Source organism: Thalassolituus marinus, assembly GCF_020320395.1.
Lineage (GTDB): Bacteria > Pseudomonadota > Gammaproteobacteria > Pseudomonadales > Oceanobacteraceae > Venatoribacter > Venatoribacter marinus.
On sequence record NZ_JAEDAH010000032.1, the window covers coordinates 1 to 24,543 of the forward strand.

27 protein-coding genes are annotated in these 24,543 nt (G+C 53.0%); 6 read left to right on the plus strand and 21 right to left on the minus strand.

Features of this window, described 5'->3' with window-relative positions; translation table 11 throughout:
* Positions 1-113: 113 nt before the first annotated feature.
* The 7 genes from rluB to I9W95_RS06660 form a co-directional block, all read right to left on the minus strand.
* Positions 114-983, minus strand: a complete 870-nt coding sequence (gene rluB / locus I9W95_RS06630; protein WP_225673120.1) for a 23S rRNA pseudouridine(2605) synthase RluB — start codon at positions 981-983, stop codon at positions 114-116.
* A gap of 6 nt (positions 984-989) precedes the next feature.
* Positions 990-1,940, minus strand: coding sequence for an SMC-Scp complex subunit ScpB (scpB, locus tag I9W95_RS06635; protein WP_225673122.1), 951 nt, complete (start codon positions 1,938-1,940; stop codon positions 990-992).
* Positions 1,940-2,857, minus strand: a complete 918-nt coding sequence (locus tag I9W95_RS06640; protein ID WP_404818747.1) for a segregation and condensation protein A — start codon at positions 2,855-2,857, stop codon at positions 1,940-1,942. Before I9W95_RS06640 ends, scpB begins: the two co-directional genes overlap by 1 nt.
* Before the next feature lie 4 nt (positions 2,858-2,861).
* Complete coding sequence (locus tag I9W95_RS06645; protein WP_225673124.1) at positions 2,862-4,076, minus strand: tryptophan--tRNA ligase; 1,215 nt, start codon at positions 4,074-4,076, stop codon at positions 2,862-2,864.
* 17 nt (positions 4,077-4,093) lie between these two features.
* A complete protein-coding gene (gene trpS / locus I9W95_RS06650) occupies positions 4,094-5,110 on the minus strand; it encodes a tryptophan--tRNA ligase (protein ID WP_225673127.1) in 1,017 nt (338 codons plus the stop codon).
* Positions 5,111-5,207: 97 nt separating this feature from the next.
* On the minus strand, positions 5,208-5,828 hold the full coding sequence (locus tag I9W95_RS06655; RefSeq protein ID WP_225673129.1) for an L-threonylcarbamoyladenylate synthase: 621 nt from the start codon (positions 5,826-5,828) through the stop codon (positions 5,208-5,210).
* Between the two features lie 23 nt (positions 5,829-5,851).
* Positions 5,852-6,697, minus strand: coding sequence for a PHP domain-containing protein (locus I9W95_RS06660; protein WP_225673132.1), 846 nt, complete (start codon positions 6,695-6,697; stop codon positions 5,852-5,854).
* A gap of 67 nt (positions 6,698-6,764) precedes the next feature.
* Between I9W95_RS06660 and I9W95_RS06665 the strand changes: the two genes are divergently transcribed.
* From I9W95_RS06665 to I9W95_RS06680, 4 genes are all read left to right on the plus strand, one after another.
* Complete coding sequence (locus tag I9W95_RS06665) at positions 6,765-7,367, plus strand: septation protein A (protein ID WP_225673134.1); 603 nt, start codon at positions 6,765-6,767, stop codon at positions 7,365-7,367.
* Positions 7,368-7,369: 2 nt separating this feature from the next.
* Complete coding sequence (locus tag I9W95_RS06670) at positions 7,370-7,669, plus strand: YciI family protein (protein ID WP_225673136.1); 300 nt, start codon at positions 7,370-7,372, stop codon at positions 7,667-7,669.
* A 23-nt stretch (positions 7,670-7,692) separates the two neighbouring features.
* On the plus strand, positions 7,693-8,355 hold the full coding sequence (locus I9W95_RS06675) for a TIGR04211 family SH3 domain-containing protein (protein ID WP_225673139.1): 663 nt from the start codon (positions 7,693-7,695) through the stop codon (positions 8,353-8,355).
* A gap of 66 nt (positions 8,356-8,421) precedes the next feature.
* Positions 8,422-9,012, plus strand: a complete 591-nt coding sequence (locus I9W95_RS06680) for a peptidylprolyl isomerase (RefSeq protein WP_263866124.1) — start codon at positions 8,422-8,424, stop codon at positions 9,010-9,012.
* Here the strand turns inward: I9W95_RS06680 and I9W95_RS06685 are convergent.
* Entirely contained in the window at positions 8,989-9,870 is an 882-nt protein-coding gene (locus tag I9W95_RS06685; RefSeq protein WP_225673141.1) for an AEC family transporter, read from the minus strand. The two genes, I9W95_RS06680 and I9W95_RS06685, sit on opposite strands and share 24 nt — an antisense overlap.
* A gap of 86 nt (positions 9,871-9,956) precedes the next feature.
* Between I9W95_RS06685 and mnmC the strand changes: the two genes are divergently transcribed.
* Entirely contained in the window at positions 9,957-12,002 is a 2,046-nt protein-coding gene (mnmC, locus tag I9W95_RS06690; protein ID WP_225673143.1) for a bifunctional tRNA (5-methylaminomethyl-2-thiouridine)(34)-methyltransferase MnmD/FAD-dependent 5-carboxymethylaminomethyl-2-thiouridine(34) oxidoreductase MnmC, read from the plus strand.
* A gap of 7 nt (positions 12,003-12,009) precedes the next feature.
* Here the strand turns inward: mnmC and I9W95_RS06695 are convergent, their stop codons facing one another.
* The 11 genes from I9W95_RS06695 to I9W95_RS06745 form a co-directional block, all read right to left on the minus strand.
* Positions 12,010-12,207, minus strand: a complete 198-nt coding sequence (locus I9W95_RS06695; protein WP_225673145.1) for a hypothetical protein — start codon at positions 12,205-12,207, stop codon at positions 12,010-12,012.
* Positions 12,194-12,484 (minus strand): YheU family protein, encoded by a 291-nt coding sequence (locus I9W95_RS06700; protein WP_225673147.1) that lies wholly within the window; start codon positions 12,482-12,484, stop codon positions 12,194-12,196. Before I9W95_RS06700 ends, I9W95_RS06695 begins: the two co-directional genes overlap by 14 nt.
* A gap of 1 nt (position 12,485) precedes the next feature.
* A complete protein-coding gene (locus tag I9W95_RS06705) occupies positions 12,486-12,929 on the minus strand; it encodes a hypothetical protein (RefSeq protein ID WP_225673149.1) in 444 nt (147 codons plus the stop codon).
* 102 nt (positions 12,930-13,031) lie between these two features.
* On the minus strand, positions 13,032-14,852 hold the full coding sequence (locus tag I9W95_RS06710) for a PHA/PHB synthase family protein (protein WP_225673152.1): 1,821 nt from the start codon (positions 14,850-14,852) through the stop codon (positions 13,032-13,034).
* 69 nt (positions 14,853-14,921) lie between these two features.
* Positions 14,922-15,311, minus strand: a complete 390-nt coding sequence (locus tag I9W95_RS06715; RefSeq protein WP_225673154.1) for a phasin family protein — start codon at positions 15,309-15,311, stop codon at positions 14,922-14,924.
* A 179-nt stretch (positions 15,312-15,490) separates the two neighbouring features.
* Positions 15,491-15,736: a hypothetical protein gene (locus I9W95_RS06720; RefSeq protein WP_225673156.1), complete on the minus strand. Its 246-nt coding sequence runs from the start codon at positions 15,734-15,736 to the stop codon at positions 15,491-15,493.
* Positions 15,737-15,788: 52 nt separating this feature from the next.
* Positions 15,789-16,976, minus strand: coding sequence for an MFS transporter (locus I9W95_RS06725; protein ID WP_225673158.1), 1,188 nt, complete (start codon positions 16,974-16,976; stop codon positions 15,789-15,791).
* A gap of 38 nt (positions 16,977-17,014) precedes the next feature.
* Positions 17,015-18,115 carry a chorismate synthase gene (gene aroC, locus I9W95_RS06730; RefSeq protein WP_225673160.1) on the minus strand — a complete coding sequence of 367 codons (1,101 nt, stop codon included), beginning with the start codon at positions 18,113-18,115 and terminating at the stop codon, positions 17,015-17,017.
* Between the two features lie 49 nt (positions 18,116-18,164).
* On the minus strand, positions 18,165-19,103 hold the full coding sequence (gene prmB, locus I9W95_RS06735; protein ID WP_225673162.1) for a 50S ribosomal protein L3 N(5)-glutamine methyltransferase: 939 nt from the start codon (positions 19,101-19,103) through the stop codon (positions 18,165-18,167).
* A gap of 68 nt (positions 19,104-19,171) precedes the next feature.
* On the minus strand, positions 19,172-20,098 hold the full coding sequence (locus I9W95_RS06740) for a patatin-like phospholipase family protein (protein ID WP_225673164.1): 927 nt from the start codon (positions 20,096-20,098) through the stop codon (positions 19,172-19,174).
* Between the two features lie 2 nt (positions 20,099-20,100).
* On the minus strand, positions 20,101-20,967 hold the full coding sequence (locus I9W95_RS06745) for a DUF4892 domain-containing protein (protein WP_225673167.1): 867 nt from the start codon (positions 20,965-20,967) through the stop codon (positions 20,101-20,103).
* Between the two features lie 133 nt (positions 20,968-21,100).
* On the opposite strand from I9W95_RS06745, the gene I9W95_RS06750 reads away from it, so the two are divergent.
* Positions 21,101-22,960, plus strand: a complete 1,860-nt coding sequence (locus tag I9W95_RS06750; protein WP_225673169.1) for a DUF885 domain-containing protein — start codon at positions 21,101-21,103, stop codon at positions 22,958-22,960.
* On the opposite strand, the gene I9W95_RS06755 is transcribed toward I9W95_RS06750, so the two are convergent.
* Positions 22,954-23,802, minus strand: coding sequence for a DUF6268 family outer membrane beta-barrel protein (locus I9W95_RS06755; protein WP_225673171.1), 849 nt, complete (start codon positions 23,800-23,802; stop codon positions 22,954-22,956). The genes I9W95_RS06750 and I9W95_RS06755 overlap by 7 nt on opposite strands.
* On the minus strand, positions 23,780-24,439 hold the full coding sequence (locus tag I9W95_RS06760; RefSeq protein ID WP_225673173.1) for a hypothetical protein: 660 nt from the start codon (positions 24,437-24,439) through the stop codon (positions 23,780-23,782). The genes I9W95_RS06755 and I9W95_RS06760 overlap by 23 nt, the downstream gene beginning before the upstream one ends.
* Between the last annotated feature and the right edge of the window lie 104 nt (positions 24,440-24,543).

The window sequence follows — 24,543 nt, forward strand, 5'->3', positions numbered from 1 at the left end:
TTCCCCTGGTAGGCAGTAGGCATTGCAGATTTAAAAGTCGTTTATAGAAAACAGATATCTTTAAAACTGTGGGACAGCAGTGGGTGAATACCGGCTTTTTTATGTCTGACAATTTACAGTTCAGACTGCTTCTTCTGGCGAACCTTGGGAACACGCTTACGACTGTTGGCTTGCTGACGAACTTTCTGACGCTTGGCTGCACGCTGAAACTGTTCCTTTTCACGACCAATCATACGCTTGGCCCGCTTACGCTCCAGACCAACCATATCCGCCAGGTCATTCAGCTCTCGCTGTCCCAGTTCCACCCAGGTACCAACAGGCACATTGGATGGCAGGAAGATACAGCCGTAACGTACGCGTTTCAGACGGCTGACCTCAACCCCCTGGCTTTCCCACAGACGGCGGACCTCTCGGTTTTTACCTTCCATGAGCACCACGTGGAACCACTTATTCTGACCTTCACCATCGAAGAATTTAACATCGGTGAAGCGCGCCATGCCATCTTCCAGCAGAACACCCTCTTTCAGGCGCTCGATCATGGCTTCATCAACGTCACCACGAACACGCACCGCATATTCACGGTCCACGCCGGTCGACGGATGCATCAGTTTATTGGCCAGCTCACCATCGGTAGTAAACAGCAGCAGACCGCTGGTATTGATATCAAGACGGCCAATATTTACCCAGCGCTCACCCTTGGTTTTTGGCAGATGATCAAACACGGTTGGGCGACCATCCGTATCATTACGAGTACACACTTCACCAACCGGTTTGTTATACGCCAGCACACGACGGGTACGCCCGGCATCTTCAAGGTTAATACGACGACCATCGACGCGTACGTCATCGTGACGACCAGCACGGCCGCCCAACTGTGCCTTTTCACCATTTACCGTTACCCGGCCTTCAGTGATCCAGCGTTCCACTTCACGGCGAGAGCCTGCACCGGCCAGCGCCAGTAATTTCTGAATACGTTCATTCATCTCTGATTAGTCTTCTTTGCCCGTCTCTGAGCCGGCGCCATCTGGCACACCTTCATCAGAGTTATCATTAAACAGACCCGGCGCATCCCGACGGATCTCCATAGTAGTATTTTCTGCATCAACGTCCGCAGCTGCGGATTCGTCATTATCCTGCGGTTCCCTGGCGGCGAGTTTCGCCACCAGCGCACTGAATTCACTCGGCTCAGCATCGCTCTCCTCTGCTTGCGAGCCTGCTTCATCCTCATCATCGCGAGTGAAGACATTCAGCTCCACCCTGGCAACCAGCTCGGCGGCGGCGGCCAGATCATCCTCTGTCGAGGCCAGTACATCAGCACCACGCTGCGCAATGTCATCTTCCGAGCTGAAGTCGTACTCTCGCGGCGTTTCTTTACGTGCCTCAGCCTCGTCACCAAGCTCAAGCTTGCGATTGGCGTCATCAAGCTCTTTGATTTCCATTAAGCTTGGCAGGTCTTCCAGACTCTGTAATCCGAAGTAATCGAGAAACTCTCTGGTGGTGGCATACATAGCTGGTCTCCCGGGAACATCACGATACCCGACAACCCTTACCCACTCTCGTTCCAGCAGCGTTTTCATAATACTGGAGCTGACAACAACCCCGCGCACATCCTCAATGTCCCCGCGGGTAATCGGCTGGCGATAGGCGATCAAAGCCAGCGTTTCCAGCAACGCGCGCGAGTATCGCTGCGGACGCTCATCCCACAGTCGCGCCACCCAGGGGGCTACCTCTGTGCGCACCTGCAGACGAAATCCGGAGGCCACTTCAATCAGCTCAATACCACGCCCCAGCAAGTCATTCTTCAGTTCGGTAACGGCCTGACGAATCTCCTGTGGTTTAGGAATCTGATGCTCTTCAAACAAGCTCTGTATACGCTCCAGCGACACAGGCCCGCCTGCCGCCATTAATACCGCTTCAATAATGTTCTTAAGCGCTGGCATTATTGCGCATCCCCACTGAACTCATGATAAGACGGGCCATCGACCGGCTTCGAAGTCCGCATCCGGACATGAATCGGGCCAAAAATTTCCTGCTGAACAATATCAATCGTCGCTTCTTTAACCAGCTCCAGAATGGCGAGGAAGGTTACCACAACACCGAGTTTACCTTCTGCATCGTCAAACAGAGAACGGAATGCAACAAAATTGCCTCCTTTCAGACACTCAAGCACATCGCTCATACGCTCACGAGTCGACAGCTGCTCACGCTGAATTTCATGATGCTCAAAGCGCTCAGCACGCCTTAACACTGCAGCGAAGGCGAGCATCAACTCCTTCATATCCACTTCTGGATGCACCTTTTCCTGAATGCGATCAGGGGCATCGACATCGGCAAGCCAGGTATCCCGCTCCAGTCTCGGCAATTCGTCGAGGTTTTCCGCTGCAGTCTTAAAGCGCTCGTATTCCTGCAAACGCCGGATCAGTTCAGCTCTCGGATCTTCTTCATCGTCCTCAGCACCATCCTCGCGATTACGCGGTAACAGCACCCGACTTTTGATTTCAGCCAACATTGCCGCCATGACCAGATACTCGCCTGCCAGTTCAAGCTGCAGCGCCTGCATCAGATCAATGTATTCCAGATACTGCTCGACGATCTCCGACACGTTCACCTCAAGGATGTCGAGGTTTTGCTTGCGGATCAGATACAGCAGCAGGTCCAGTGGCCCTTCAAACTGCTCGAGAATCACTTCCAGCGCATCGGGTGGAATATACAGATCCAGCGGCAGCTGCGTCATCGGCTGCCCCTGCACCAGCGCAAAAGGCATCTCCTGCTGGCCGCTCAGCCCGCGTCCCCGAACAGGTACATCGTATTCTGTCGGCGCATTCTCTGCCTGTTGTGCTGAATCCTGTTCACTCATTGCTTCAGATACCCGTCAGTCCCATGACTTCTCGCACATCCTGCAACGTACTGCGCACCTCATCGCGTGCCTTTTCAGTACCTTCAGACAGCAATCGTTTCAATAAATCCGGATTGTTCTCAAACTGCTCAGCTCGCTCTCTGATCGGAGCCTGTTCAGCAATGATGGCATCAATCACCGGCTGCTTACACTCAAGACATCCCCAGCCTGCACTTCGGCACTGAAGCTGAACCGTATCACGCACAGATTCATCCGAATACAACTGATGCAACTGCCACACCGGGCAGCGCTCAGGCTCGCCCGGATCCGTCAGTCGTATCCGGGCCGGATCGGTGTGCATGGTGCGGACACGTTTTTCAACGTCTTCCGGCTCTGCCCGCAACGGAATGAGATTGCTGCCGGACTTTGACATTTTCTGCCCATCCAGCCCCGGCATTCTGGCCGTCTCTGTCAGCAGGGACCGAGGTTCGGCGAGAATACTTTTACCTAACCCCTCCAGATACCCCAGCAGGCGTTCTTTATCCGCCAGCGTCAGCTGTGCCTGCTCACGTACCAGTGCACGAGCAGTTTCCAACGCTCCTTCATCGCCATGTGTGCGATGCGCCGAATGCAGCAGTTTATAGAGCGCTGCATTCTTTTTACCCAGCTTACGAATAGCCGCTTCTGCCTGCTGCTCAAAGCCTTCGTCCCGACCATAAAGAAAATTGAAGCGACGGGCGATTTCGCGCGCGATTTCAACGTGTGGTTCCTGATCTGCACCCACCGGAACCAGGCCGGCCCGATACGCCAGAATGTCAGCGCTCTGCAGTAACGGATAGCCCAGCAGTCCATAGGTACTGGCGCTGCGTTCCTGCAAACGCTCCTGCATATCTTTGTAGGCGGGAACACGTTCCAGCCAGGCATTCGGCGTGATCATCGACAGCAACAGATGCAATTCCGCGATTTCCGGAACCTGACTCTGTACAAACAAAGTCGCAGATCCCGGATTCACTCCCGCCGCCAGCCAGTCCACCAGCATGCGCTGCGACGAAGCACGAATACCCGAGGTAGATTCGTAATCAGTAGTCAGCGCATGCCAGTCGGCAACAAAGAAAAAACACTCGTACTCGTGCTGCAGGCGTACCCAGTTTTTCAGTACGCCGTGATAGTGCCCCAGATGCAATGCGCCCGTCGGGCGCATGCCGGAAACAACCCGCCTGTGCGGTTCAACCTGACTCACTGTGCTTGTCTCTGCTCTCAGGCCAGACCGTAAATACCAACGGCTTCGCGGATTTGCTCAATCAGCGGTTTGCTGATGGCACGCGCTTTTTCGGCGCCTTTCTGCAGTTCCGCCTCAATATCCGCCGGACGATTCAGCAGGTCGTTGTAACGTTCACGCGCTTCGGCTAGCTCTGCATTGACCAACTCAAACAGTTTCTTCTTGGCATCACCCCAGCCGATACCTTCAGCAAATGCCTGACGCATTTCAGCCGTCTGCTCTGCTGTCGCAAATGCCTGCCATACCTGAAACACCGTTGAGGTATCCGGATCTTTCGGCTCACCCGGCTCCAGCAGGTTGGTTTTAATTTTGTTGATGTGCTTTTTCAGCTGTTTTTCCGGTAGGAACAGCGGGATGGTATTGCCGTAGCTCTTACTCATCTTGCGGCCATCCAGACCTTGCAGAACGGCAACATTGTCGTCTACCTGATAATCCGGAAGCGTCAGCAATGGCTCTTTCTTGCAATAAATATGATTGAAGCGGCCGGCAATATCACGTGCCATTTCAACGTGCTGAATCTGGTCTTTACCAACCGGAACCACATTGGCATTAAACATCAGAATATCCGCTGCCATCAGTACCGGGTAACTGAACAGCCCCATGGTCACTGCTTTATCGGCATCTTCACCTTCTGCCACGTTGGCATCTACCGCAGCTTTATAAGCGTGGGCGCGGTTCATCAGGCCCTTGGCGCAAACGCAGTTCAGAATCCAGGTCAGTTCGGTAATTTCACGAATATCTGACTGGCGGTAGAACACGGAGTTATCGGTATCCAGCCCCAGAGCAAGCCAGGTTGCAGCGATTTCCATACCGGACTGATGCACAGCAGCAGGATCCTGACACTTAATCAGGGCATGCAAATCGGCAAGAAAATAGAAAGTCTCGTTGCTGGTATCACGGCTGGCTTCGATTGCCGGGCGAATCGCACCTACGTAGTTACCCAGGTGCGGTGTGCCGGTGGTGGTGATACCGGTTAAAACGCGCTGCTTGCTCATACGACTCTAATACTCAGACAGTTATACAGTAAGCCGCGCATGATACCGGTTTTAACGCCGGGTTTCAGTCTTTCAGTGGTCGCAATGGCAGCACTCGTCAGACAAAGGCAGAAGCATCTCCGACACCCTGGCGCTGCACATCCGGCACTTCATCCGTCATATCAATCACGGTGGTTGCCTCAAAGCCGCAATGGCCGCCATCGATCACCAAGTCCAGCTCATGCTCCAGGCGCTCACGGATTTCATATGGATCCGACAACGGGAAGTCTTCGCCCGGCAGAATCAGTGAGCTGCTCATCAGTGGCTCACCCATTTCTTCGAGCAAAGCCATCGAGATACTATTTTCAGGAACACGAATACCAATGGTGCGCTTCTTCGGGTTCATCAGCAGACGCGGGACTTCGCGCGTAGCTTCCAGAATAAAAGTAAAAGCACCCGGAGTATGGGCTTTCAGCAGGCGATACTTGGTGTTGTCGACTTTCGCAAAGGTCGACAACTCAGACAGATCGCGGCACAGCAACGTGAAGTTGTGTTTCGGCCCGAGCTGACGCATACGCTGAACGCGTTCGGTCGCCTTCTTGTCGCCTAAGCGGCAGACCAGAGCGTAAGCACAGTCGGTAGGAATGACTCCCAGACCACCGTTACGCAGAATTTCAGCAGCCTGTTTGATCAGGCGCTGCTGGGGATTATCAGGGTGAATCTGGAAAAACTGGCTCACAGAGAACTCCTAAGGGCACACTATCAGGCAGGTTTCTGCCAGCTGTGCCAAACCGGGGTAACGTCAGCCGGAAACGGCGGCATCACACCCAAATCAAGACCATAACGGTTGGGGCCGTGGAAATCACTGCCACAGGAACCCATCAATTCGAACTCACGTGCCAGCGCACTCATCTGACCACGCTGGTTACTGTCCATCTGACCATAGGCAACTTCAATGGCGCGACCGCCGGCGTCAATAAAATCGCTGATACAAGCCTTCAGTTTAGTACGGGTCATCTTATAAAGGTGAGCATGCGCCATCACCGGTATACCGCCAGCGTCAGCAATCCAGCGCACAGCTTGTGCCATTTCGGGCCAACTGGCTTTTACATCGCCCGGTTTACCAGCACCAAGATACTTACCGAATGCGGTATTCATCGAGGGCACCAGACCACGATCAAGCAAATACTGGGCAAAATGCGGTCGTCCAACCTGATCGCCACCGGCCAGCGCCTGCACATCGGCCAGGTTAATGTCTGTTTTCAGACGCTTGCTGAGGCGTTCGGCAATGATTTCTGAGCGTGATGCTCTGGCATCACTCTGCGCCTGTTCTGCAGCACGCATGGCGTCACTTTGCGGATCGAAATTCAGACCAACAATATGAATGGTGATACCGCCCCAGACACAGGACAGCTCGATGCCCGGGATCAGCGTAACCCCCAGTTCACCGGCCTTAGCCTGCCCCTGACGGAACCCTTCGGCGGTATCGTGGTCAGTGATTGCCAGAGTACGTATGCCGCGTTCGGCCGCCCGCTGCACCAGCTCGGCTGCAGGCAACTTGCCGTCGGAGGCTGTACTGTGACAATGAAGGTCGATCTCGGATAGCACGTGGACGCTTACCCCTGCATAAGACATAATCTCCCACCATTGTAATGAGACTGAAGCCAGTTAGCGAATGAAGTTAATTCTCGATTTCCTCCCGATTGTCATTTTTTTCCTCGTCTACAAGTGGGCGCCGGAACTGATCCTACTGCTGGAACCTTACCTGTCTGCCGACAGCGCAGCATTGTTCCGCGAAATGCCATTGATACTGGCAACCATCGTACTGATACCGGCAACCGTCATTCAGGTCGCATACCTGCGTATCAGCACAGGTAAGATTGAAAAGATGCACCTGATTACCCTTGGCCTGCTTATCGTGCTGGGCGGCGCCACCGTCATTCTGCAGGACAAAACCTTCATCATGTGGAAGCCAACCGTGGTGAACTGGTTGTTTGCCGCAGCATTTCTGGGAAGCCAGTGGTTTACCAGTAAATCCCTGCTGCAGCGCATGATGGATCAGGCGATTCAGTTACCCGAAATTGTCTGGACACGCCTGAACTATGCGTGGGTGGCCTTTTTTGTCGTGAGCGGCCTCGCAAATCTGTACGTTGCCTATCAGTTTTCGGAAGAAATCTGGGTAGACTTCAAACTGTTTGGTTTACTGGGGCTGACCGTTCTTTTCATCATTGGTCAGTCACTGTTTTTGTATCGCTACATGAATCATGAGGAGCAGTAAGCATGTGGTACGCCATTATCAGTCAGGATGTGCCTGACAGCCTGGAAAAACGACTTGGCGCCCGTCCGGCTCATATTGAACGACTGCAGTCGCTCAAAGAAGAGGGCCGCTTGCTGATTGCAGGTCCTCATCCGGCCATTGACTCCGAAGATCCGGGTAGCGCAGGTTTCACCGGTAGTCTGGTGGTCGCAGAGTTCAGCTCACTGGAAGCAGCTCAGACCTGGGCCGACGCCGATCCCTATGTCGCCGCTGGCGTTTATCAGCAGGTGACTGTTAAGCCTTTCCGCAAAGTACTGCCTTAAAACAAAAAGATAAGGACAAGACTGTGAAAAAAATTGTACTGGCCTTTTCCCTGCTGCTGATGGCCGTTGGTGCCAGCGCCGTAGAAAAACGTTACGTTACCGATACCCTGTGGCTGCAGCTGCGTTCTGGTCCCAGTCAGGAATTTCGTATTCTGAAGGCACTGCCAAGTGGAGAGCATCTGATATTCCTCGAGGAAGATGAAGACAGCGGCTACACCAGAGTCAAAACCGATAAAGATCTTGAAGGCTGGGTGCTTACCCGTTTTCTGGAAATGGAACCCGTGGCCAAAGAGAAACTGATTCTGGCCAACCGTGAACTGGATAAAGTAAAAGCAGAGCTGGACACCACCAAGGCTCAGAAAGACGAATACAAAAGTGAAGTGGAAAAGCTGAAGAGCGAGCGCTCCGGACTAGGTCGCGAGAACACAGATCTTGAAAAAGAACTGGAGCGAATTAAAACCATTTCATCCAACGCTCTGGCGCTGGACGAAAAAGTGAAAAAGCTGACCCAGCGTAATCAGGAACTGGAAATTCAGGTGGAAGCTCTGACCGCCGAAAATACCCAGCTTTCTGATAACCGCCAGCAAACTTACATCCTGTATGGTGGTGCTCTGGTCATTATCGGTATTCTGGCTGGCCTGATCCTGCCAAATATCCGACCTAAGCGCAGCTCAGGCTGGTCCTGATCGACAGAAAAGGTGAGTTATAACTCACCTTTTTTTATTTGTTTCGCACACACCCATGGAGGGTACATGACACTGATTAACAAGCTACTGACCACAGCAACACTGAGCACTGCTCTGCTGGTTACAGGCCAGGCCCTGGCAGAAGATCTGGTCGGAATTAAAATGACGACATCAGAGGGCGTTATTGAGCTGGCTCTGGACCGTGAAAAAGCACCGCTGTCGGTGGAAAACTTCATCACCTACGTTGAAAGCGGTCATTACAACGGTACGATTTATCATCGGGTGATTAAAAACTTTATGATTCAGGGCGGTGGTTTCAGCGAAGATATGCGTCAGAAAGCAACGCTGCCACCGATTAAAAACGAAGCCGAAAACGGCCTGAAAAATGAACGAGGCACCATCGCTATGGCAAGAACCCGTTCCGTAGACAGTGCCACCAGCCAGTTTTTTATCAACGTCGTCGACAATAAATTTCTCGATCATGGCCAACGTGACTTCGGCTACGCGGTGTTCGGTAAAGTAACGTCCGGTATGGACGTTGTGGATGCTATTGCTGCCACAAAAACCGGCCCACGCGACGTGCCGATCACCCCGATCGTTATTCAGACCGTTGAAGTCATCAACGACGAGCCTTCAGAGCAACCAGCCGAGAAGTAATGGCACGGTGACAAACGACAACAGTGTCGATGTCACGACCATGCCAGCAACCGCTTCGGGTTCACGCCCGAAGCGCTCGGCAAACAAGTAATTAAACACCGCAACCGGCATTGATGCCTGAATCAGCACGACCCCGCGTGCGACACCTTGCAGATCGAGCATCCACACCACCAGCAATCCGGCTCCGAAGCCACCACCTATTCTTAACACGCTGTAAAGCAACGCAGTTTTAAACTGCCGTACCTGCAAGCGCTGCAGCGATACCCCAAGCGTAATCAGCATCAGTGGAATGGTCATTCCACCGATTAACTGCAGTGAATTCTGCAACGCAGCCGGTAAGCGCCAATCCTGCCATAACAGCAACAATGCCAGCACAATGGCGTACAGAATCGGCATTTTCAGCAAGCCACTGATACCACCCGCCTGACGGCCACCAGCGAGCAGAATGCCAGCCGGAAAGTGAGCAACCGACAGCATCATAAAGAACGCCAGCGCCAGTGCCAGTCCCTCCTCACCAAACGCCAGTAAACAGACAGGCAACCCCATATTGCCAACGTTGGGGAATACGAACGAGGGCAGATAGGCGCGCACATCGTGTCCGAGCACTCGCGGCACAATTATTCCAATCACGGCCATCAGAATGGCCACCAACACACAGGCCAGTGCCGTTTCACGAAAGGTGATCAGATCAATTTGCACACTTCCTAGCACCGATAACATAAGACAGGGCGCTGCAACGTTGAGCACCAGACGAGAGACAAACTCGGGATCAAACTGGTAGCCCTGACGAGCCCAGAAGTAGCCAATGGCCGCACAGGCGAGAACCGGGGCCATAACAGGGAAAATTTCGGTTATCATGCGCGCATCATACGTGAGCAGATAAGGACTTGTCTGCGTCACCATAAGTGCTCTGCCCATTAACCTGCTTTATCCGGATAACACCAGTGTCTGTCAGTAATCACTCACCATCCGCACCGGAACTTACCTGGCGTGACGATGGCCAGCCGGTCTCCAGTCAGTTTGACGACCCTTATTTTTCTGTCGATAACGGACTGGAAGAAAGCCGCTATGTGTTCTTACACAACAACGGACTACCCGAGCGCTGGCAGCAATGGCAAGGGCCATTTACCATCATTGAAACCGGCTTCGGCACGGGCCTGAACTTTCTCATGACCTGGCAAAGCTGGCGGCAGCAGCAGAACACGGCGGACCCGAATCGCTGGCTGCACTTTACCAGCATCGAAAAGTACCCGATGACGCGGGAACAACTGATCAAAGCATTGAAGCTCTGGCCTGAACTGGAAGACCTGGCCGAACAGCTGGCCGAACAGTACCCGCTGCCCGTCGCAGGCTTTCATCACCTCAGCTGGCCGCAGGAACGGATTTCCCTGACTCTGGTATTTGCCGACGTGCACGAGGCCATGCCGCAGTTGTCTGGCCCGGTACATGCCTGGTATCTGGATGGTTTTGCCCCCGCCAAGAACCCGGATATGTGGAGCGAAGCGCTGTTCCGCAATATGCGCCGCCTCAGTCAGCAAGCACCGCAACAGTACCGTGGCGAACACTGCGCCAGCATTGCCACCTTTACCGCTGCCGGTCTGGTCAGACGTGGTTTACTCGGCGCCGGCTTCAGCGTCAGCCGCGTTCCGGGCTACGGGCGTAAACGCGAAATGCTGGCCGGCAGTTTCAATCAGCGCTGCGGCCCGGAACTACCACCCCATAATCTGAACAAGCCCTGGCTGCTGAATCCGCCAGCACAGCAGCACAAGCAAATCTGTGTTATTGGTGCGGGTATAGCCGGCGCCACCACTGCCCGTGCTCTGGCAGAGCGCGGCTATCAGGTCACGGTTATTGATCGTAACGGTATCGCCCAGGGTGGCTCGGGTAATCCCCAGGGCGGTCTGTACGTGAAACTGGCAGCATCCGATCAGGCCATTCATACCGACTTCTATCTTGCCGCTTATCTGTTTGCCCTGCCCTACATGAAACATTATCTGGGAGCCGGCGATGGCTCCTCTCCCTACTGGCAGCAATGTGGTGTCCTGCAGCTCGCATACGATGACAAGGAAGCCCAGCGTCAGCAGAAATTCGCCAACAGCCGCAGCCTGCCAGAAGCTCTGGTCAGACTAGTGGATCAGCAACAGGCATCAGAGATCGCCGGCAGCCCGCAGAACAGTGGCGGTGTGTTCTTCCCGGCCGCCGGTTGGGCCAGCCCGGCAGAAACCTGCCAGCAACTACTTAGCCACCCCGCTATCAGCATTCAGCAACAGGAAGTCGCAGCCATCAGCCGCAACGAGAATGCACAATGGTCGCTACAGTGTTCTGACGGTTCCAGCCTGAATACGCCTGCACTGGTCATCGCCACCGCCCACGATGCGGCCCAACTGTTACCAGACGCTTATCTGCCGGTTAAACAGATCCGTGGCCAGCTCAGTTATCTGGACCCGCAGCAGACGCCAGAGCTGAATACCGTGCTTTGTGGCCGCAGCTATATGGCCCCCGCCCGTAACGGCAAGCTGTGTCTGGGTGCGACCTATAATCTGAAAGATGATGAGACCGGCCTGCGTGACAGTGATCATCAGAACAATATTGACCACCTGCAGGATTTCGGCCCGCAGTGGCATGCTCTGGCGCAGGACATTGGACTAACGGCCGTTAGAGGTGGTCGTGTTGGCTTCCGCTGCACCACTCCGGACTATCTGCCGATGGTTGGTGAAGTACCGGACACTCAGGCCTTCCTGCAAGCGTTCAGCCCCATGGTGCGCAACGCCAAACGCATTCCAGCGCTGGCAGCACCAAACCTGCCCGGGCTGTGGCTGAATATTGGCCTTGGCTCTCGCGGACTGGCTTCCGCCCCATTGTGTGCCGAGCTGCTTGCCGCACGCATCACTGGCGATGCGCTGCCGTTGTCTCAGGACATCGCTGAAGCCCTGTGGCCGGGGAGATTTTTACTGAGGGATATGGTGCGCAGAAAGATTGCGCAAGATTGACCAGAGATCAGATAACGCGTTTCATCTGCTGACGGCGGCGGGCATTCTCGCGGGCTTTTTCCGACTCTTCGCGAATCTGGCGCATGGTCTGAGCCAGTTCCTGGCAGCACTGACGAACACCGGCAAGCTGCTGCTTCATCTCTTCGATGTCCGTCAGCGCCCGTCGTATCTGGCGTTTAACCTGCTGCTGTTTAATATCGTCCATCTTCGTCACCCGACCAACCATGAACATTAAGAACCTGCTTAAGTTCAATGTGGCAGCTCTGGGAGACAGGGTCAAATAAAAGAATGGCATCCCCGCGACGAAGCTGCTGCTGAACATGAGCCTTCTTATCGTCGAGAGAATAGTCGTAATCACCGTAGTCTGTACCTTCACGGGTAACAAACTCTTCGAGGATCGCATCCAGCGCTTCCGCGCTCAGACGCTCATAGGGAATGGCCAGAACACCCTGCTCTGGCGCATCATCGAACGGAGTATCCATATCAGATCGCGAAGCCGGCTTCGCGCTCCCATTCGCAATTCATACGCAGTTCAGCATCAGAAGGCATATGGCCCTGATCAGCATTCCAGTTAAAGGTATGCTTGCCCGATAATTCGGTTTCCAGATGAACCGTCGCCGATACCCAGTACATGCCTTTCAGCAGCGCCTCAAACTGCGCCAGCCAGTGTTCCCATTCATACTCAACAGCACGATAAGATGCAGCAAAGTGAATCAACTGGGTCTGAAAGGTGCCACTGAACTGATCATCACCTGGCATAGAGAACATTTCGCGGCACAGCAGTGACCACTCGTCGTCGATACCGGTCGGCAATGCCTGAACCGCACTCCAGTTGCTGCGTCGTTGCAGGCGGGCAGTAAACTCATCGGCAGCCGGGCAATGCCGGATAACGCCGTAGACGATGGATTCCTGATCGAATGATGACACGCAATTTCCTTACAACTGATTGCTGGCAGAATCATAACGGAATTACCTGAAAACAAAAACGGCGCAATTGCGCCGTTTTTGCCGATGCAGGTCACTTTGAACTTACTTATTCAGTACGTCAATAATGCGCTGCTTAACGAAGCGACCCGGGGCCTCTTCTATCACAGGTAACTTGCCTGAACCAGGCTGACGGGCTTCCACCTCATCCATACCACCTTTTTGCAGAACCCAGGACTGCCAGTCGAGCCACCAGGAACCGTCATGGTTCTCAGTTGCCTTAAACCACTCGTCCGGGCTTGCTGCCAGCTTGTCATTGGTCCAGTAGCCGTATTTATTGGCCACTGGCGGATTAACAATACCGGCGATATGACCAGAACCACCCAGCACGAAGCGGGTATTTTTACCGCCACCCAGTACTTTCGCGCCCTTATAGGTCGCTTCCCACAGAGCGATATGATCCTGAGCTGTTGAGATAAAGTAGCAAGGGCTCTTAACTGCCGCCAGATCAATGGCAGTGCCATCAATCTCAATGCCGTCTTTCTCAACCAGCTTGTTCTCAAGGTACATATTGCGCAGATAGTAAGAATGCATACGCGCTGGCAGGTTGGTGCTGTCAGTATTCCAGTACAGCAGGTCAAATGCTGCAGGGCGCTCACCCTTCAGGTAGTTGTTAATGAAGAACGACCAGAACAGATCATTTTCGCGCAGGGTGTTAAAGCTGAATGACATCTGGCGACCATCGTAGTAGCCAAGCAGGTTCATCTGTTTTTCCAGTGCCGAAATGGCCGTTTCGTTAATGAAAACGCCTATTTCACCCGGCATGGAGAAGTCCAGCAAAGTCGCCATAAAGGTCGCGCTGGCGATACGATCACCCTGCTTCTTCTTATTCAGGTATGCCATGGTTGTGGCCAGCAGCGTACCGCCAACACAATAGCCAATGGCATTCACTTCTTTCTCACCTGTAGCCTGCTCAATGGCATCCAGTGCTGCAACAACACCTTCTTCGACGAAATTATCGAAGCCTTTATCACGTAGTGACGGGCCAGCATTTACCCAGGAGATACAGAATACAGTGTGCCCCTGATCTGTCAGCCACTTGAGGAAAGAGTTACTCTCGCGCAGATCCAGGATGTAGTACTTATTGATAAACGGCGGAACCACCAGCAGAGGACGCTTATAGGTCTTGGCTGTGGTTGGCGTGTACTGAATCAGCTGAATCAGATCGTTCTGATAAACCACAGCTCCCGGCGTTACCGCAACATTGCGGCCCACCTGAAAGGCACTGGTATCCGTCATGGCGATGTTCAGTGCACCCTGAACACTTTCTTCGAGATCCTTCATCAGCTGCGCCTGCCCTTTCAGCAGATTAGCACCACCACTTTCCAGTGTTTTACGGATCACTTCCGGGTTCAGAGAGGCAAAATTCGTCGGTGCCAGTGCATTTACGTACTGACGAACCAGATACTCGACCTTCTTGCGGGCGTTATCACTCATATCATCCGTGTCGTGAATAACATCCATCATCGAGTTTGATTGCAGCAGATACAGCTGCTTGATGTAGTCAAACAGCGGGTTCTCGCTCCACTGCTCGTCCTTAAAGCGTTTATCACTGCGATCAGGCGTCGCCACCGGCTCTGCTTCCTGACCCAGGAAACGCAATGCAGTGTGCTGAAACAGCTCCTGCTGCTTTTTCATCAGCTCCATCTGCTTGGCAACCAGCTTATCCGGATGCTGCATCAGAGCTTTACCAAACTCTGTCATAGCGCCCATAAAGTCGCTCATGACCGACGCAGAAGGGTCTTCAGCGGAGGTTGGCTGTTCGATGAATTTGGCCATGGCCTGGCCGTAGTGTTCTGTCAAATGGCCGGCTGCGTCATAAAAATCACGCACCGCAGTTTCTATGCTTTCCGTTGGCATACTCATAACTCACCTGCAAGAGAAACGTAGGATTAAAAAAGGCCACCCTTAGGTGGCCTCAATAGTCAGTTGCACTCAGGCCGCTGACTTAGCTTTGGTTGCTGGCTTCGCGGTAGTAGCGGTCGCTGCTGCAGTAGAGCGGGCTTCTTCCATGATAGTCTCAACCTGAGTTTTGAAATCCATAGCCATGTCAGACAGTGCCTTAGCATCTTCCATGATCTTTTTGTTCAGAGCTGAAGCTGACTCCGCCTGAGTAGCGGTGAAGGAGCGCATGGAGTCTGCGTCTTTAATGTCCGCAGCTTTCTTCATTTGCTCGAGACCCATTTCTGAATACGACTTGATCGCGTTCAGTTGGAACTCAGTCATCTTTTCCATGTTTTCAACAAACAGAGAGTTGAACTTGGCCATAGGCGCATACATGGTTTTAGCCTGCTCTGTGAATGCGTTCAGAATACTTTCTTGCATAGTCTTGCTCCTTCAAAAGTCTAATAGCAGTTAAGGCCTGCTCATAGTAGTGCAAAGAGTCTTACACTTAAATGACACTACGCCATGTTTGACATAAATTCCTGCGTTTTATCAATCTTAAGCATGAAGCTTTTTGCGACGGACGTACAATCACGCCAATGGTGGCATGATCTGACCTATCAGCTACCGTTATTACCATTGCCCGACATCATCGAAAACATCATTTTCTGAAATTGCCCCATGGCATTCATGCTTTCGTTAAACATCGGCTTGTACAGTGTCATCGGATCGTAGCCTTCCTCACCCGCTCGCATTTTTTCCAGCACGGTATTAAAGAACTCCTGCTGAAATTCCTGCACGTCCGGCAGTCCCATTACCTTACGGAACTCTTCCGGTGTCATATCAAACGTCACATTAATTTTCATGGAACGGCTTCCCTGTAAAAGTGAGAACTTAGCTTATAAACATTATTGCCAATTATCGCTCAGGAATTTCCGGCCTCAAACCAAACCAGACAACCCCAAATCCTGCTAACGCTGCCACAGCTGCCAGCAAAAAAACATTGGCGTGCCCTACCGTGTTCCACAGCAGGCCACTGCAGTATGCACCGATTGCCGTTCCCAGGCCAAAGCCAATACTGGAGTACAACGCCTGTCCCTGCCCATGTAAACGCCCGGGAAAGAAGTACTGTACGTACTGCATGGCAATAATGTGCATAGCGCCAAAGCTCAGCGCATGCATAGACTGCGCCACAAACATCAGCACCGAACTCTGCGGATACAGGGCTACCAGCGTCCAGCGAACTACTGTTAAAGCAAAGCTCACCAGACACCAGTCGGCCCAGCTGAACCAGTTGAGTACTCGCTTAAACTGCCAGAACAAAATAACTTCTGCAGCAACACCTGCAGACCAGAGCAGCCCTATTTCTGTACCACTGTACTGATTTTCTTCCAGAAAAATACTGAAAAATGTGTAGAAAGGTCCATGACTGATTTGCAAAAGAATACTCATGATTAAAAAAGCCATCACTGGCTTTCTGACAACCCGCCTTAAAAAAGAATTGCTGTCAGATGGCTGCTCACGAAAACGAAAACTGCCACTGCGGATTGCCCAGCTGTTAATAACAATACACAACATCAGCAACAGCATTAACCAGGGCAAATATGAAATGGAAACAACATCCAGAAGTGCGCCTGCCACGAGCACAATAAGGATGAAACCAAGCGAGCCCCACAAACGAATACGACTATATTCCTCAATACGGTTTTTTAACGCCTGCATGGTGATGGCTTCGTATTGTGGCAACATGGCCGCCCAGAAAAAACCGTAGCTGACCATCACCACAGCCATACTGACAATTGAATCAGCAACAAATATTAAAGAAAAACATCCAAGAGTCAGCACGCCTGCAAGGCGAACCATATGCAAGGGAGAAGTAAAGCGATGACCCATCGCTGCCCACAGATTAGGGGCCAGAATACGTACCAGACCAAAGCTGGCCATCAGCAGGCCTATGTCCTCGGCAGAGAACGACTTATGTTGCAGATACAGCCCCCAGAACGGCGCAATACAGCCGAGCAGGGAGAAATAGAGCAGGTAAAAAAGCGATAAACGCTTGTAGGGAACAGCCGGATTCAATGTTCTGTTCTCCAGCGGCTGGTTCATACAAAAATGCCACCCGCTGGGTGGCATTTCCTTTAGCTTCAGGCCTGCGGTGCAATCACCGGCGTTGAACACTCAACGTCAGCATTCTGTCCACGATGCCTCAGCAGATGATCACACAATACGATAGCCATCATAGCTTCTGCGATCGGCGTGGCGCGTATCCCGACACAAGGGTCATGACGCCCTTTGGTTACCACCTCAATAGGATTGCCATCGGCATCGATTGAGCGACCAGGAATGGTAATACTGGAAGTTGGCTTAAGTGCCATATGAGCAATGATGTCCTGTCCGGTGGAAATACCACCAACAATGCCACCAGCGTGGTTGCTCAGGAAACCTTCCGGCGTCATCTCATCGCGATGCTCAGTACCTTTTTGCACAACGCTCTCAAAGCCATCACCGATTTCAACACCTTTCACGGCATTGATGCTCATCAGCGCGTGGGCCAGCTCGGCATCCAGGCGGTCAAAGATAGGCTCTCCCAGTCCCGGCATCAGACCACTGGCCACAACTGAGATTTTGGCACCGACGGAGTTGCACTCTTTACGCAGTGCATTCATGTAGTCTTCCATCGCTTCAACCTTGCTGGCATCCGGGCAGAAGAAAGGGTTATTACCCACTTCATTCCAATCGAAGTTTGCCATATCAATAGCAATCGGCCCCAGCTGTGACAGATAACCACGCACTTCAATACCTTTCGCTGCCAGTACTTTCTTGGCAATCGCTCCGGCAGCTACACGCATCGCGGTCTCACGAGCGGAAGAACGGCCGCCACCACGGTAATCACGGATGCCGTATTTCTGGGTGTAGGCGTAGTCCGCATGTGCAGGACGGAAGGTTTTGGCAATGTTGGAATAGTCTTTGGAACGCTGGTCGGTATTTTCAATCAGCAAACCAATCGGCGTACCCGTTGTTTTACCTTCAAAAACGCCTGACAGGATTTTTACCTGGTCCGGCTCACGACGCTGAGTGGTGAATTTTGAGGTACCTGGCTTGCGGCGGTCCAGATCCAGCTGCAGATCTTCTTCCGTCAGCTCGATCCCCGGCGGGCAACCATCAACAATAGCGCCCAGTGCCAGGCCATGACTCTCACCAAAGGTGGTAACCGTAAAACTCTTACCAAAAGTATTTCCAGACATAACTTCACTCGTTATCCGTCGTTCAGCCGGGCATCGCCCCGCATAAAAATCAGTTTAATGCCAAAGCATCAAGGTCGCGCGCCTGCAGGACAAAAACACCATGCCCACCGCGCTTAAATTCCGGCCACACAAACGGCAGCTGCGGATAGGCCTCAGCCAGGGCTGGCCAGGAGTTACCTACCTCAACCACCAGCAGACCATCGTCAGTCAGATAGTTGCGGGCTTCCGCCAGCATGATACGAACCAGATCCAGTCCATCATCACCCGCCGCCAGCGCCATCTCCGGCTCATGATGGTATTCATCCGGCAGACAGCTCATGTCATCGGCATCAACGTAGGGCGGGTTAGACACAATGAGATCGTATCGACCACTGGCCGACGCAAACAGATCGGACTGTAACGCGACCACCCGATCCTGCAGCATATGACGCTGAATATTCTCATCAGCGACTTCCAGTGCTTCAAATGACAGGTCGAGCAGTTCAACCTCAGCTTGCGGGAACTGCTCAGCGCAGGCGATTCCGATACAACCACTGCCCGTGCACAGATCGAGAATACGTTCTGGCGCAGGGAGGTTCTGCTCACGTTTGCCTTGCCACCATGGGGCAAATTTCTGCTCAATCATCTGGCCAATCGGCGACCGAGGAATCAACACTCGTTCGTCTACCACAAACGGCAAACCGCAGAACCAGCCAACACCAGTAAGATACGGAGCTGGTACACGCTCGGTAATACGGGTCATCACCAGCTCTATCACGGCCTCACGTTCACTGCGGGTCAGACTGGCGCTATGCCATTCCGGGGCGATGTTCCACGGCAGGTTCAGGGCATGGGTCACCAGCTGCAGGGCTTCATCCCAGGGATTATCGGTACCATGACCCAGATAGACGCCGGTTTCATTCATGCGGCTGACAGACCAGCGAATCAGGTCTCCGATGGTGCGGAGCTGTTCGGCGGCTTCGGTTGCCTGAGCGGATAGATCTGTCATGTGGACCTTAAGAGGCTGATTACAAAGGGGCGATAGTTTACCCAATTCGACGCCACGGGGCATCCATTTTACCCTTTAGACACCCCGTAGATGCTGGTCTCTCCCGCTTCAAAGGCATCCAGTGCCTTATCCGCAATTATCCGTCCCATGGCAATTACCTGCTCCGCCCGGTAAAACTCGTACATACCGCAGCTGTTAGCCGGCATATTGATCAGCAGGTCCGGTGGATATCCGGCTATCTTGTAGCGTGTAAGCGAAGCCGACATCACGTCAAACACTTCGTTGAGCATCTCCAGTTTACCGAGGTTCTCATCCGCCTGATCACGTGCTGCGGTTTTGTTTTCAAGCCACTGACTGGCGCGATCCAGTACGTTATTAAACCAGGCGTTGCGCTCCTCACTTTGCTCTTGCTGGTCTGCCGGGTCCTGTACTTCCTCGGGCATCGGAACATCGGCATTCAGGTCGACCGCAATAATGCAGTCGGCATGAGCGGATACACAGGGCGTAATCGGCAACGGATTGAGCACTGCGCCATCAACCAGCAAGCGACCATTGTGGTTTACCGGTGTAAACAAGCTGGGAATAGCCGCCGACGCCCTCACAGCTTCCTGCAGGGAGCCGCGTTGAAACCACACTTCTTTGTGATTGGTAATATCCGTCGCCACCGCCGTAAACGGAATACGCAGGTCTTCAATACGCTGGCCATTCAGCATCTCAGCTATCCGGTTGTAGAGTTTGTCACCCTTGATTACCCCCGACGACAAGAGACTGACATCCACCATTTTAAGCACATCCAGATAACGCAATCCGGAAACCCACTGACGATACTCTTCAAGGATGCCCGCACAGTAGAAGCCGCCAACGATTGCTCCCATCGAGCAACCGGAAATTGAAACGATGTCATAGCCCCGCGCTTCCAGGGCATCAATCACACCGATATGGGCATAACCGCGCGCACCACCACTGCCCAATGCCAGAGCCACTGTTTTGGTCATAATTAACGTCCCGGCCAGAAGATAAAACGCAGTGCAGGCTGCAGACCATCATGTGGAGCAGCCGTCAATGCTCCGTGCCCACTGATATTCAGTTGTTGTTCGCCAGCAGCTGTTGCCTGCCGTAATTGCTCGGCGAGTTGTTCAGAACAGGCAATATTGTCAGCCATATGACTGGCTTCGTAGCAATGTACCACCAGATACAGACGTCGCTTCAGGCTGGGAGTCAGTTCCTGCAGCACGCGAATAAGAGGTTCACTGGCCGTCTTATTCAACTGCCCACGGCTCACGCTGAAACCTGGCAGCCAACCATGACTGGCCGTCAGAGCCTGGTTAATCTGTTCCGCCAGATCGCGCTCTACCGATACCGCATCGCGGGTCGTGAGTTCGTCCAGATTCACCAGCACCTGTCGGGTGGCACGCTGCACCACGTACAGCACAAATACCCGGGTACCTCCCTGCGCATCCGGCTGTTTAAACACCCGGTACTGCTGTTGTGGATCACGCCCGACCAGACGACTGTTGGAAAAAATCTCGTTGGCCCAGAAATGGCTGCTACCACAGTCGAGTCCGTCACAGGCATACAGCGTTTCTGCGCCGCTTAACTGTTCAGAAAAAAACTGCGTCACGTCCTCCAGAGGAATGTGTTCAGGCAATGCCCACACCCGTCGTGTCAGATCGCCTTTCACTCGCAGTTCATGCTCGCCAAAGGTCGTGGCCTGGCTGCGTTTAAGTTCAGACAGGACCAGGCGATAATTTACGCCGGGCCGACTCTGTTCATCCTGCAATCGGGCTCCCGCATATCCTTCCAGCACAGCCGCAAAGGACACTCCCGGAATTAAAAGCGACAACAACAGCAAAAGCCTGAGCATGATTCCCTCCTTCAAGGTTTATCCCACCATTGTTAACAGATGCAGACGCCCCCGCAAGAGCATACGGTCGTTTTCCAACAAGTTTTATGGCTGCTACACTGCCGCACCTTTCTTTGCTCCGCATAGGTTGTTCATGCTTCATCGTTACCTGATTCCGGCTCTGGTCATCATCCATTTAAGCGGTTTTCTTTCTGCCTGCAGTCAGGTACCGGTGACAACCGATGGTTTGCCGCCGCCACCAACTGAGGCCGAAACCGATCAGGCCAGACAAACGGTAACGGATGTATTTGAACGCTTTTATCAGACGGAGCTGGACCATAGTCCGGTGCTGCGCAGTCAGCTGGGCTTATCAGGCCAGTTTGACTGGGATGACATCTCCCCCGAGGCGTATGAAAATCAGGTCGCCCGCTGGCAGTCACTACGTAACGATCTCAGCAGCGTACGCGAGGATGCGCTCAGTGATAGCGATAAAGCCAGCTACCAGGCGCTGTTGCATACACTGGAATATCGCCTGCTGCAGGTACCATTCAGTCAGTATGTTATCCGCCTGAACGACCAGAACGGTTGGCACAAAGAAGTGGCCCGCACGCTCGTTCTGCATCATCCGATCAGTAGTATTCCGGAAGCGCACGACTACATCAGCCGATTAGAGGAGATTCCGCAACTGTTCAAACGCTGGGAAGAGAATATCCGCAGCGCGTCCGACGAAGGATTTGTCGCACCGGATTTTGTTTACGATGATGTTCGCGCCACCATCGAAGCGATTCTTGATGGCGAACCTTTCACCAGCGGGAGCAAACTTTCTCCGCTGTGGTCCGATTTCAAGCAAAAACTGGATGCCCTCCACCTCTACCCGTCGACGGCCAGACTGTTAGAACGAAAAGCGCGTAATGCACTGCAGGATGACGTTGCACCTGCCTACCGCTCACTGCTTACCTTGCTGGATGAGCAGCATAAACTCAGCGAGAACCGCGTCGCCCTTGGAGAGCAACCCGAGGGGCTGCGCTACTACCAGTTGCTGCTCGGGCACTACAGTGGAGGCCAGATGGATGCCAACGACATCCATCAGATTGGTCTGGCGGAAGTCAGTCGGGTGCAGCAGTTACTGAAAAGACATGCTGCTAAATCCGGTCTGACCATTCCTTCTGAAAATCCAAACAATGTGATTTTTGACTGGATCAACAGTCAGCAGAAACACTACACAGATAACGATGCCGGGCGTGACGAATTTATTGGTTATCAGAAAAAACTGATCGCCGATATGGCTGCGCGTATACCGTACTTTTTTGTCGACATTCCTGCGACACCACTTGGCATCAAAATTGTTCCTGACAATCAGGCCTGGCTGGACCCTGCAATACACTATGAAGCCCAATATCTGGATGGCTCGCGTCCCGGACTACTGGTGTTGAACCCGGAGAAAATGAACGATATCAGCCAGCAGCGTCAGGCTTCACTGGCGTATCGCAACGCCCTGCCCGGATTGCATATGAGCACCGCTGTCGCCAGGGAGAATGAATCCTTGCCTGATTTCCGCCGCATCAGTGCAGCACCAGCATTCAGTCAGGGCTGGGCGCTTTATGCCGACAAGCTCGCCGTTGAAATGGGAATGCACAACAGCACGGAAGAACTGCTGGGACAGCTGCTGAACGAGTTACGCGACTCAGCTGCGCTGGTTGTGGATACCGGTATTCACGCTAAAAACTGGAGTCGGGAGCAGGCTCTGGCCTGGATGACCAGCGAGACTCCGCTGTCTGTTGCAGAGAGTGAGGCGTTGCTGGAGGAATGCATTCTGAATCCCGGGAAGTCAGTGTCGGCAAAGATGGGTCAATTCCGCATCAGTGCCCTGCGCCAGGAAATGGAAGATCGTCTGGGCGCCCGTTTTGATCTGGCAGCCTTTCACTCTGCGTTGCTGACAGGTGGCCCACTACCGATGGAAACGCTTGAGACCTCCATGCGTCAGTGGGCACGCGATATTAAGAGCAATCAGTAACGGAACTCTACGCCAAGCTGCCAGAAACGGTCTGCACCCGGGCTGGCAGCAACCGAGGTTCCTGTGTCATCTGTGGCCTTCACCCGACGATTTCGTAACTGACCGATTTCCCCCCGCAGCCACATAGCGCCGCGCCAGTGAAACTCCCCGCCCACACCCAGCTTCCAGTTGGTATAGGTTGCCCGATAGGTACCTGTCTGCCCGACAATTTCTTCCTGCCACGCACCACCTTCCGGACGAATGTGCAGGAAGGTATTCACTTCCTGTGACCAGCGCGTCTGAATCAGGGTACGCGGAAAACCAAGCAACATTTCGGTAGCGCGGGTAGGTTTCCAGGCCAGGCCGATAACCGGTCGCGGACTGAAGTTACCGAACTCACGATTGACGGTCAGACCCAGTTCCCAATACGCTCCGGAACGCTGGTGAATACGACCGATCAGATCCACATTCATAGCCAGGCTATCACCATCAAGAACGTTCAGATCCGTCATAAATCCGGGCTCCGCACGGATTATAAACTCTCCATTCCGACCGCGTTTCTGCCGATATTCCATCGGCACAGAGAGCCAGTAATACTCGCTCATTAAGGCCGTCGTGCCTTCCCAGTCAAATTCCGTAATATCCAGATGAACACTACTTTTAAAAGATTCTGTCTGACGCTTTTTATTTTCCAGTGGCAGCGTAAGCGACATCTGGCTACGCCGGAACGATGTCCCTGAGCCTGAATCCGGTGTACCTGCTCCTTCCTGGGCCCAGTAAAAGCCATCAGCACTGGCCTGTGCCGTGAGCAGGCAAGAAACCATGACCGCTGGCAATAATTTACGCATTTTTATACAACTCATCGTATGCTTCCTGAACGCTGGCGTAACTCGCCAGTGCACCTGTCGACTGTTCTGTTTTCCGGACTTTATCCAGCGCTGACAAAACATCGAGCACATTTTCAAAGCCAGCAATAATATCGGCAGGAGCCTCGGCTTCCTTAAGCAAATCAGTATAGTTGGCCACATAGTCATATGCGTCGCTTTCCTGGCGACGCTTAACACCCGTTGTGGGTTCATCCATACCATCAATGACGGCGACCACGCATAACAGCGCACGTGCGGCATCGCTATCGCCATCAACGGACTCATCCAGAATAAAACGATTGAGAAAATTCGAAGCTTCCGTTATCGCCGATACCGTCTGCGTCTGCCCTCCCAGCATCTGAAATTCATCCGCAGAGAGAAAACCATTTTCATACAGCCGCTCGGTCAGCGCCGGAATCTGGCTGGAATTAATCGCACCGGAGAAAAATTCTGCGCTGATACGACTTAACTTTTCGGCGCGCAAAGAGACTGAAACCCGATCGCCGTCACTGTAGTCAACGGCACCGTAGGATGGTGATGTGGTGGTCGTTGTGGCACTGCTATCTGCCTGGCTCTGCAGGCCCAGCATGCTCAACAGACTCTGATAACCACCGGAGGAATTATTAATATCCACGCCAACCTCTGCTTCACTGTCAATGTCTGCAGTGAATACAGCAATTACTAAGCCAGCACGGGTATTTCTATATTTTTCAATAACTTAAAAAGCAAAGCGGCCAT

Excerpts from the sequence above, each read along its gene's own strand:
- I9W95_RS06665 (WP_225673134.1), top strand. The coding sequence starts at position 6,765 with ATGAAGTTAATTCTCGATTTCCTCCCGATTGTCATTTTTTTCCTCGTC.
- I9W95_RS06755 (WP_225673171.1), bottom strand. The coding sequence starts at position 23,802 with ATGAGTTGTATAAAAATGCGTAAATTATTGCCAGCGGTCATGGTTTCT.
- I9W95_RS06680 (WP_263866124.1), top strand. The coding sequence starts at position 8,422 with ATGACACTGATTAACAAGCTACTGACCACAGCAACACTGAGCACTGCT.
- I9W95_RS06725 (WP_225673158.1), bottom strand. The coding sequence starts at position 16,976 with ATGAACCAGCCGCTGGAGAACAGAACATTGAATCCGGCTGTTCCCTAC.
- prmB (WP_225673162.1), bottom strand. The coding sequence starts at position 19,103 with ATGACAGATCTATCCGCTCAGGCAACCGAAGCCGCCGAACAGCTCCGC.
- I9W95_RS06745 (WP_225673167.1), bottom strand. The coding sequence starts at position 20,967 with ATGCTCAGGCTTTTGCTGTTGTTGTCGCTTTTAATTCCGGGAGTGTCC.
- rluB (WP_225673120.1), bottom strand. The coding sequence starts at position 983 with ATGAATGAACGTATTCAGAAATTACTGGCGCTGGCCGGTGCAGGCTCT.
- I9W95_RS06740 (WP_225673164.1), bottom strand. The coding sequence starts at position 20,098 with ATGACCAAAACAGTGGCTCTGGCATTGGGCAGTGGTGGTGCGCGCGGT.
- I9W95_RS06720 (WP_225673156.1), bottom strand. The coding sequence starts at position 15,736 with ATGAAAATTAATGTGACGTTTGATATGACACCGGAAGAGTTCCGTAAG.
- I9W95_RS06685 (WP_225673141.1), bottom strand. The coding sequence starts at position 9,870 with ATGATAACCGAAATTTTCCCTGTTATGGCCCCGGTTCTCGCCTGTGCG.
- scpB (WP_225673122.1), bottom strand. The coding sequence starts at position 1,940 with ATGCCAGCGCTTAAGAACATTATTGAAGCGGTATTAATGGCGGCAGGC.
- I9W95_RS06695 (WP_225673145.1), bottom strand. The coding sequence starts at position 12,207 with ATGGACGATATTAAACAGCAGCAGGTTAAACGCCAGATACGACGGGCG.
- I9W95_RS06710 (WP_225673152.1), bottom strand. The coding sequence starts at position 14,852 with ATGAGTATGCCAACGGAAAGCATAGAAACTGCGGTGCGTGATTTTTAT.
- I9W95_RS06715 (WP_225673154.1), bottom strand. The coding sequence starts at position 15,311 with ATGCAAGAAAGTATTCTGAACGCATTCACAGAGCAGGCTAAAACCATG.
- I9W95_RS06640 (WP_404818747.1), bottom strand. The coding sequence starts at position 2,857 with ATGAGTGAACAGGATTCAGCACAACAGGCAGAGAATGCGCCGACAGAA.
- I9W95_RS06700 (WP_225673147.1), bottom strand. The coding sequence starts at position 12,484 with ATGGATACTCCGTTCGATGATGCGCCAGAGCAGGGTGTTCTGGCCATT.
- I9W95_RS06670 (WP_225673136.1), top strand. The coding sequence starts at position 7,370 with ATGTGGTACGCCATTATCAGTCAGGATGTGCCTGACAGCCTGGAAAAA.
- I9W95_RS06750 (WP_225673169.1), top strand. The coding sequence starts at position 21,101 with ATGCTTCATCGTTACCTGATTCCGGCTCTGGTCATCATCCATTTAAGC.
- aroC (WP_225673160.1), bottom strand. The coding sequence starts at position 18,115 with ATGTCTGGAAATACTTTTGGTAAGAGTTTTACGGTTACCACCTTTGGT.
- trpS (WP_225673127.1), bottom strand. The coding sequence starts at position 5,110 with ATGAGCAAGCAGCGCGTTTTAACCGGTATCACCACCACCGGCACACCG.